We start from the raw sequence: 8,970 nt of genomic DNA, 5'->3' as shown, positions 1-8,970 counted from the left end.
AGTCTTTATTATTTTATATCTTTTTATCAAAAAAATGATATAATTCATTAAATTTATTATTTTTTCAATACAATGAAGAATTACCGTTCATATCTCCAAATTGCTTCGGAAGTTGATCGCGTGCTCAAAGCACAACGGCTGACTTTGCGCGACTGTGTTGATACTTATAACCGAAAGTATCAAGATGATATCACCAACAACATAAAAGCACCGCTGAATAAGGATTTCATCCAACGGGTAAGATCGGGGAAGTGTAAGGTCATTAGCCGTAGGGTTGTCGATTTGTGCATTTTCCTGCAAATTGATCCGTACGAACAGTCGGGTGAAGCTTCTGCGATTCAGGAGTTGAAAGATATTGAAAATCTGATACGCCAATATCCCGTTTTGGAATCCGGACTACTCCGACTGCTACAAGACATACACCGGTTACTTGAGTCTAATCTTGAAAAAATGCCGTTATCCGGGGAGGTTATGTAAATGGATAGCCCGCTGAAAAACCTCATCCGAACCCAAGTGTCGAATCTTACCGGTTTCGATTTTCAGAAATTTATCATATCCCTCCTGCGTACCCATTACGGAAGCGACAAAATTCAGGAAGTCCGCAGGGTCAAAGACCAAGGTGCCGACTGTCTGATACAGACAGGGATTTGTGTTGCCTGTTATGCGCCGGAGAAAGCCGGCCAAGCTGGAAAAATGACCAAGAAGCTACACGATGATTTTAGCTCTTACCAATCAAACTGGCAGCAGCTGTATCCGGATTGGCATTTCTATACCAATCTTGAACCAGCTCCCGAGCATATCCAGCTGGTTGTCAACTGGGGAAAACAGCATAAAATATGCGGGCTTGGTCATATTTTATACATGATTGAAACGGGAGCAGACGGGCGACCCAGGATATATTCTCAGAAGTGCAAACTGTGTCGCGAATTAAACATTGGTGATGAATATCTCGGCAGGGACTTTGTAGAAAAGTTGCTTGATGATTTGTGCAGTCAGGATTACGAAAAAGACCAAATAGACTATCAGGAACAAGCTCCTGAAATTTTGCGCAAAATCCGGTCCAACAGTACAGAATCCGAATATAAAGAATTTGAGGATTCAATAAAGGCCACTTATGCGTTTCAGGCTGAAATAGAAGAAGCATTGAATGCCTATGCAGACCGCGACATCAATACCGTTAAAAACCGGATTTTCAATGACTATGGCAAATTGGCATCGCTACCACTCAGCGAGTTTCAGAAAATGAAACAGTTGATCTCGAATTACGAAGAGCGTTATAACGGCAAACTGAAGGACGATATGCTTTCGGCTTATATAGCCGCATTGGTATGGTATGTTTTTTCACAATGCCATATCGGTACAAAGCCGAGAGGTAATTAGAATGGCGCTATTGCATCCTGAAAGTGATTTGAGCCTGTCTGTTGTGGCAATGGGCGCAGGATTATTGAAAATTCTGTCAAAAAAATCCCCGGTTATGATTGATGATCTGCTTGCGTTATTTCTCAAACAGGATCGCCGCCGGACAATCGTCAATTTTTATTCGTCTTTGGAGTTTCTGTATGCGGTAGGTGCGGTGGAACACGAACAGTATCATATCTCGATTTGTCGACAGCCGGTCCAAACCGACATCTTCGACTAGACACGGAAAACCCTATTATGCTGAAAAAACTTTGGTCACCAACCGGCTTGTTGTTGCAAGATGTAAACTTCAAGCCGGGTTTGAACCTTATCATCGGTTCTGCCAAATATGGACAATCCCACGGAACAAACGGTATCGGCAAATCCAGTATTGTACGTCTGATCGATTACTTACTGTTGTCTTCGGATGCTGCAAAAATTTTCAACAGCAAAAAATATGCGTTTCTGAGAGAGCAGGAGCATCAGGTTTGCCTGCTTCTTGATAACGGGGATGAATTCCTGCAAATCCGCCGCAGTTTCGGAGAGACGAAGAAAGTGTACATCCAGGAAAATGGTCAGGCCGAATATCCTTATGAGATCGAGGAAGCCAAAAAACTTTTTTCCGGAAAATTCTTTCCACAGACCGCCGAGAGAAAATATCCGGAAGGAAGTTACCGAAACTTAATGAATTTCTTTGTCAAAGATGATTTGACAAGTGTGAAACGCGATGATCCCGTTATCTATCTCCAGCATGGAGGGGCTAAAAAGAGTCTGTTGATATTGTTGAACCTCTATTTACTCGGACTACCTTCAACACATCTGAACAGTCTGCTGGAAACATGGACAATAACGGAGGAGCTGACTCGGGAAGCCAATGTTCTGCAAAAATACCTGACGGATACATCCGGTAAGTCTGTCTCCCAATTGCGTTCGGAAATGGCGGTCAAAAGAAAAGAGTTGGAACTCATTCGACAGTCATTAAGCGAATTCAAACTCAGCGATTCTTTCAAAAGAGTCTCCGAAAGAATTGCCGAGTTGGACGAACAGTTGGCCAACTTGAGAAAGAAAGAGCGCCAAACCGGCAATCAGCTTGAAAAATTAAAGAAATTCACGGAATCGTCCCAAAACGAGATTGATGTGGATGATGTCCGGAAACAATACGAATCGGTGGCTCTGGATTTGGGCCGGATTATCAGGAAAAGTTTGGAAGAAGTACTGGATTTTCGAGCATCCATTACCCAAGAACGGCTGAAATTTTACGGCAGCCGTATGACCGAATTGTCCTCGGAGCATAAAAAACTTTTGGCAGAAATTCAAGAGAAGGATGCACAGCGTGCGGGGTTAATGAAAACGATTGATGATAATATGGATATGTCATTGACTGAAGCATGGGGCAGATATGCATTGGAAAGTGCAAAAATTGCCGAAATCCGCCAAAAGCTGGACAATATTGAAAAAATCCATGCAGAACTCGGCAGGATGCACCACGATGAAAGTATACATCATATGCAGATACAGGTTGCCTTGTCTGAGTATTCGGAATCCGTTGAGACCATCCGGAGTCTGTTTAACGAAATCGTTGCCGCCGCATTTGAAGACATTCGTTATGAAGCAAAGGGCGTTTATTTGGACATTTCGGCTCCAGGGCAGTTGAAAAACAGAAAAGTACCGGTAAAAATAGAAATCGGTTTTCCCCATATCGAAGCATTGGGACAGACCAAGCTGAAAACAGTCATTTATGATCTGACTGTATTTCTGAATGCCGTGCGCGGGAATATCCCGTTGCCCGATTTTCTGATACATGATGGTGTATTTCACGGTATCGAAATCAGAAAGAAAGTCAACCTGTTGAATTATATTCACGAGCAAAGCGAACAAGGCAACTTTCAATATATCACCACTTTCAATGAAGACGAGATACAGATTGGAGATGGTGACCGGAGTAGAGGAATAAACTACCGCTTCGATTTGAACAGCAACATAATTGTCAATCTGAAAGACAAACCTGAGGAAATGCTATTCGGATTCAGGTTCTAGAAACTGCATTAGAAAATAATAAAAAAGGGGCTGAAGTAGATTAGCCCCTTAATCCTATTTCATTTCAGAATTTAGTTTTCAAACTCCAATCAGATATCTATACGCCCGCCATTGCTGCTTCACGGTAACTATCCAGCGTGCTACTTGCAGTAGAGTCAACAGCATAGTTCATAGCAGCCGGTTTATCATTTTCAAAGCCTGCAATATAGTTGTTAATTTCACTAGATTTGAAAATCTGACCGTCAGCAAACTCCCAGTTTACAATGGCCTGTACTTCCCAAGTTTCCGGCTCAAACTGATCCTGAATTCGAATTTGGTCTTCACTATTCAGCTTGAATACCATCAAATCCTGTCCTTCACGTTCAAGGCGTACTTCTGAAAAACGCACGTCCTTGAAATAGATATGATCTTCAGCATTCTCACTAATAATGGTATCTCGACCCCAATTCCCGGAGAAAACATAAGTATCAGCTCCTGCGCCGCCTTTCATAATGTCGTTTCCTTCGCCTCCGTTAATGACATCGTTGCCGCCCATGCCGTCGATAATATCATCCCCTCCATAACCGTTCAGATCTTCCCGCGCATCGGTACCGGTTAAAGTATCTCCATCCTCATTTCCGCTCCAAGTACGCTCCGGTGTTTCATAACGACCTTTGGGTGGCTCTGTCCGATTTGTATCCGGAACAGGTTCTTCTTGCTGCCGTGAATCATCGGGAACAGGCTGCGGTTCCGGGTTTTCTACTGTGGGTTGCTCTGCCCAAGCAGGTAGGTTTAAACCAAACATGCCTGAATGATAGTTTTCTAACGTGATGCCTGTCTGAAAACCATTTCCGCTTAAATGCAGGCTGCCGTTTTCCTCATGCAATATCCAACCCTGTTCTTTTGCCGACCAGCGCCCTGCGGCTTCTGCTTGCCAATTAACAGTTTCAATATATTGCCCGTCGATGATAATACGACCCAATCCATCACTGTCGATAATGCGGTTATTTGCTTCCCGGGCCTGTAAGTCGCGGCTGTCGAAAATATAGGTATCAAACCCTTTGCCACCAATAAGTGTATTATTACCCGCTCCACCGACAAGTATGTCATTGCCCGAAATATCGGGATTGCGGTTATCATCTCCCCAAAGAATATCGTTACCGTCGCCGCCGTGCAGTAAATCATCTCCGTCTTGGCCCACAATCAAATCATCGCCTGATCCACCATATAGAAAATCATTAAATGCGCCTTCTTTTTCATCATCAGCATTCCTTTGACCTACGCGGTGGGCATCACTTGCCAATGCCAATTTATTATTGATATGGTAGTCTCTCTGAGCAGTATTGATGGAGAAGTCCCATTGATTGGAATCCGGGTGGGTTTTACTGGCGCTATTTAAAGGTAATTTTTGCCAATTGCCACTGTTGAGTGTATGTTCTACTGTCAATGCATTGCCATAAGAGTATGAAGGTGAAACGGTGCCGCCGTTCCACGGTACCAAGGGATGAATCGGGGGTGTCGGTGTATATACCGGCGCATAAACAGGTTCACTAAAAATCGACAGCATACGGGAATCCAAGCGGATTTCGCCATCACCTAAAATTACATCATCGCCTGCGCCGCCTTGCACAGTATCGCTACCCGAACCGCCTTGCAAAAAATCACGTTCGCGACTGCCGTAAACCCTATCATTACCGGCACCCCCAGCAATCCAATCACCACGCAGGTTGCTACTGCTCTCAAACAAATGCTCGCCTCGGGCGCCAGCGTAAATAATATCATCACCACCGGCACCCCAAATAATATCGTTACCCGAACCTCCGATAATCAAGTCCTTATCGGCTTCCATTTCTGCATTAAGTTTGGTTGGCGGCACATAAGCACTACCGTTAATCCAATCATTACCGTCACCGCCATCAATCATATCTGCTGCATAGCTGCCGAAAATACGGTCATTGCCACCTGCCGCGTTCAAAATGAGCCCTTTGGTTGCGGTAGCAAATACAATATCGTCCTTATGACCGCCTGTAATATTCACCGTATGCCCGGAACCCGCATAAAATACATTGTATTTATCCGCCTCTCCTGCACCATATATTACAGACTCTCCTTTAACTTCCTGCGCACCGTCCTCAACTGCCAACGACATGCCCAATGCTTCCAAAGCATTGCCGTTTTTCTTGGCATGATCGAAAAAGCCTTTTACAGTAACCTTGTCCTGCCCGTGGAAAACATTCAAATCCGCACCTGCTTTCACTGCAAACATCTTACCGTCACGCTTGCCTGCCTCATCTACGCTGTACCAATAATTAGGGCTATCTTCCGGCCTATTCATAAATGAGGCTGCCTGAACATTGCTTGAGGCAAAAACAATTTTGCCATTGTTATCGCTATCATAGACAGTATCGGAACCTTGGATCATGTAAGTGTCGAAACCCATCCCCCCTTCCATGTAATCATTGCCATCTTTTCCGTCAAGCGTTTGATTCCCCGTCCCTGTAAAGAGATAGTCCTCTTTCATACCTCCTGCTAAATCTTTCTCTCCGTTTAGTGCAAAAGCTACGACAGCCGGATTTGTTGAACGGACAGGATGGTTGTTTCGGTACTCATAAGCGGATAATACGAACATTTCCCCTTTATCGGTATACTCCACATCACTTGTATAAAGCGCATTGGGTAGTTTATCGCTTGCCACTTTCAGGTAAACCTGCATTAACTCGCTGCGTTTTTCAATAAATACCTCGCTCATACCGTTAGGGTTGTTCGGGCTTTGCAGATCTAAAGAACCGTTGCTGTTGTGTGCAGAGTAGTCTAAGCCCTTCACTACAAACGGGTTCAAATTTAATAAAGCATAACGATATGCCACAGCATCAGGGCCTTCAATCGATGCAAGCTTACCGATATCTTGCGGTATACTCTCAAAAGTATAACTACCCTGTACACCTAAATTATTAATCAACTCCTGTACTTTTAAGATGCCGCCGTAAAGTGCATCTCTATCTTCAGCTTTAATTTCCAAAGATCCTTCCGGATTAAGCAAGTGATATAGTTTTTCTACTATGTGTTCCAATGTATTTGCATTATCTACGGCAGAAGCTTCAAATACAGTATCAATAAAGAATAATAATTCCTTCAATGGTTTTTGCTGCAAACCGGCATCCAGCCTGATAAACAAATCTGCTACCGCCATTGAATCGCTCATTTGCCCCGAACCATGCCCAAAAGTATCGGAAGATACTTTTGGCTGTTCAATAAACAGTTCATGCGCTTGCCCGGGCTGATTTAATGCAATAAACCAATCTTGGGCAACAAAATCGATATTCTTATCCCCAATAACATTGGTAATTTTATTGGCATCAAATTGATCAGCTCCGCCCAATTTATGAAATACGGATTGAATATTAAAAGTCGGGCGTGTAAGCTCAGGAGAGCTGACAATATTCCCAGACCCGCCAAAGCCCGCTCCATTAATCATATAGGCATGTTCGGTTGCTTCAGGAAATAATCTGGAAAAAGCAGCAGACAGATGCCCTCCCAAACTGTGTCCCGTTACGGTAACCGTATCCACATCAATACCTAAACCAAACTGGCGCCCATCTTGGTATACTTCGGTAGAGTCGGTAAAATAAATCTGTTGGACTATTTTATTATTACTGAAATATCCTTCAGCTGTTGTTCCATCTAATAAAGATATTGCACCCAATGGATCAATAGCTACCGTTTTTATGGCTGCGGCCTGATAACTTTGTCCTTCAGGCGTATTTATTTGCTGCCAAAAATTATACATATCGACAATTTGATGGTGAGCCAAACCGTCAAGAACAATATCAGTTCCGTCGGTAACTACCAAATCTTTAAGGCCTAGCGTGCCTTTCAACGCCAAAACAAAACCACCTGTGTCTTTGGCTTGAAACAAAGTACCGGAGAAGCCGCTCTCTCCGTCAAATAATGAATTGCTATCTTTCCAGTGAGCAACCGGTGTGTAATTATTTTTTATTAAACCCGCAAAATTGATAAGCGAACCTTCAGTTTGCATTTTGTCTTTTTTATCTTTATTTGCAATAGCGATCTCTATTTGTTTCTCTTTTGAAAAATCTACCTTAGAAAAATCGACATAAGCTGTTTCAGCCAATAAAACGTAGTTTGATATATTATTAATACTCATCAAAAACCCCTTTCAAGAATATATTAGAAATTACTTGTAGCACGTTAGTAGTTATCTTAAATATTTTTGTTGAAACTTCCATTCATTAAATGAATCACAGCCTTGAACCGTTTCAAGCCAAAATTTCAATCCTTCTAAATCATTAGCTATTGCAGGCACGCCTACGCTGACTTTCATATTTTTCAATAAAACCACTCTGTCTTTTTCATCATAAAAAATTTCGTAATTCGCTACTGTGTATGGCTTAAATTCGTCATATGTGTAACTGACTATTCTATTATTGTATCTATATGATATTTTATATTTTCTGTTTTCAAATACTAATACTCGTCCATCTTTGACTCGTTCCTGAACAATTTTCAACTCCTGCCGTTCTTGTTCACTGATTTTTTCCCAATATTCTTCAGGTGTAACATAAACGGTAAGACCAGCATTTTTACACCACGCCTGCGCAGTCTGCCGAAGCGTCCAATATTCCGTAGCCCAACTAACCATCCAGCCGCCCATCAGCAACATAAACCCGACAAACCGGCCTATCCATCTTCCTAGACCCAGCTTCGAAGTAAGCTTTCCGCATAAATAAGCAGCCAAAACCGTCAGGCCAAGCCAAACTAATAAACCAAACAATACAGCCAGTGCCAACATGGATATTCCTATTCCTGTATGCAATATATTCAGGTGTAATAATTAAACAGGGTGTTGATGCCCGCGCAAACATAACAGACAGGTAGCACAATAACATCTTTACAAAGCAATTACAAATATTACATTCAATTTAATTAAATTAAATATTTTTAATAAATTATAAATGATTAAGCGAATTTATTTATAAACCATCGGTTTCATTAGCTTAAAACCAAAATTTTACCTGTCGTAGTTTTTAGACAGGAGCTGATTCTGATTTGAAGTGCAACTTTTCATAACAGAATAGAGGCCAGTATGAGGTTGATGTAGAAAACTCTAGCATTGTTTACACTTCCGTTTTTGCTTGAAGATCCATTTGGGGATTGTTGAAGGTTGTCAAGAATACCGAAAGGCACGCGAAGCCGCATCGTTCTTGATAATGCTCAAAAATCATGAAACAATCATTTCAGCAAAAAACAAAAGCCATCTGGCATAATTACGGCCCCACGGCCCCAAGCCGGGCTTGATTATGCCGACCACTCTGGCACCTACGGCAGCCTACGCAGCCGTCAAGCCCAAGCCCGACTTGCCCCCTCCTGCAGGATGATGATTATTATTAAATAAAAATTTTCTAATACAAGAAAAAGCCGCGCCTTTTTGCATCCAGGTACACATGACCTGTTCTCCTGTACGAAGTTTTTACTGGTTGTGATTATACCGTATACACATAATCTATTGAAAATAATGTGTTTTATGCCTAACATGTT

General features: G+C 42.3%; 6 protein-coding genes. 4 read left to right on the top strand and 2 right to left on the bottom strand.

The features are described 5' to 3' along the window. The first annotated feature begins 120 nt into the window (after nucleotides 1-120). From HMPREF9370_RS02120 to HMPREF9370_RS02105, 4 genes are read left to right on the top strand one after another with little or no spacing between them, the layout of a single operon-like run. Nucleotides 121-477 carry a hypothetical protein gene (locus HMPREF9370_RS02120; protein WP_156792959.1) on the top strand — a complete coding sequence of 119 codons (357 nt, stop codon included), beginning with the start codon at nucleotides 121-123 and terminating at the stop codon, nucleotides 475-477. After that, entirely contained in the window at nucleotides 478-1,380 is a 903-nt protein-coding gene (locus tag HMPREF9370_RS02115) for a hypothetical protein (protein WP_009115632.1), read from the top strand. It begins immediately after the preceding gene. Nucleotide 1,381: 1 nt separating this feature from the next. After that, nucleotides 1,382-1,639 (top strand): ABC-three component system middle component 6, encoded by a 258-nt coding sequence (locus HMPREF9370_RS02110; RefSeq protein WP_009115631.1) that lies wholly within the window; start codon nucleotides 1,382-1,384, stop codon nucleotides 1,637-1,639. A gap of 17 nt (nucleotides 1,640-1,656) precedes the next feature. Then, entirely contained in the window at nucleotides 1,657-3,435 is a 1,779-nt protein-coding gene (locus HMPREF9370_RS02105; RefSeq protein ID WP_009115630.1) for a DUF2326 domain-containing protein, read from the top strand. A gap of 97 nt (nucleotides 3,436-3,532) precedes the next feature. Here HMPREF9370_RS02105 and HMPREF9370_RS02100 read toward each other — a convergent pair whose 3' ends face one another. Then, a complete protein-coding gene (locus tag HMPREF9370_RS02100) occupies nucleotides 3,533-7,579 on the bottom strand; it encodes a calcium-binding protein (protein ID WP_009115629.1) in 4,047 nt (1,348 codons plus the stop codon). Nucleotides 7,580-7,630: 51 nt separating this feature from the next. Next, nucleotides 7,631-8,224 carry a transglycosylase-associated protein gene (locus HMPREF9370_RS02095; protein ID WP_009115628.1) on the bottom strand — a complete coding sequence of 198 codons (594 nt, stop codon included), beginning with the start codon at nucleotides 8,222-8,224 and terminating at the stop codon, nucleotides 7,631-7,633. Nucleotides 8,225-8,970: the final 746 nt, after the last annotated feature.

Source organism: Neisseria wadsworthii 9715, from assembly GCF_000227765.1.
Lineage (GTDB): Bacteria > Pseudomonadota > Gammaproteobacteria > Burkholderiales > Neisseriaceae > Neisseria > Neisseria wadsworthii.
This window is presented reverse-complemented; position numbering and strand designations above follow the sequence as displayed.

Coding starts and splice junctions, on each gene's coding strand:
- HMPREF9370_RS02115 (WP_009115632.1), top strand. CDS start 478: ATGGATAGCCCGCTGAAAAACCTCATCCGAACCCAAGTGTCGAATCTT.
- HMPREF9370_RS02110 (WP_009115631.1), top strand. CDS start 1,382: ATGGCGCTATTGCATCCTGAAAGTGATTTGAGCCTGTCTGTTGTGGCA.
- HMPREF9370_RS02105 (WP_009115630.1), top strand. CDS start 1,657: ATGCTGAAAAAACTTTGGTCACCAACCGGCTTGTTGTTGCAAGATGTA.
- HMPREF9370_RS02100 (WP_009115629.1), bottom strand. CDS start 7,579: ATGAGTATTAATAATATATCAAACTACGTTTTATTGGCTGAAACAGCT.
- HMPREF9370_RS02095 (WP_009115628.1), bottom strand. CDS start 8,224: ATGTTGGCACTGGCTGTATTGTTTGGTTTATTAGTTTGGCTTGGCCTG.